Here is a 277-nt window from a genome sequence, read left to right as displayed (position 1 = left end):
GGCCAGAGGCAAAGGCGTAGCCGCGCGTACCGCTCTCCAGTTCAGCGATGGCGGTTTCCAGCGCGTGGCGCGTCGGGTTGCCGCTGCGGGAGTATTCGTAGCCGGTATGCTGGCCCGGCGCAGGCTGGGCAAAGGTGGAGGTGGCATAAATTGGCGGCATCACCGCGCCGTGCTGATCGTTAAACGCGCCGCTGTGCACGCTGAGGGTATTTAATGTTTTCATTTTTCTTCCTTATACACATCGTTGATCAGACCCTGCTCGCGCAGCCAGTCGTCG

General features: G+C 60.6%; 1 protein-coding gene. It reads right to left on the bottom strand.

The window, feature by feature from the left end; genetic code table 11:
* A partial coding sequence (locus tag FQ668_RS27435; RefSeq protein ID WP_178097171.1) for a PLP-dependent transferase occupies nucleotides 1–223 on the bottom strand: 223 nt, incomplete at its 3' end.
* Nucleotides 224–277 lie beyond the last annotated feature (54 nt).

The sequence above is a fragment of the Pseudomonas sp. Kh14 genome (genome assembly GCF_900291005.1).
In the GTDB taxonomy this organism is placed as follows: Bacteria; Pseudomonadota; Gammaproteobacteria; order Pseudomonadales; family Pseudomonadaceae; genus Aquipseudomonas; species Aquipseudomonas alloputida.
Note: the sequence above shows the minus strand (reverse complement) of the source record. Positions and strands in the feature narration are given on the sequence as shown.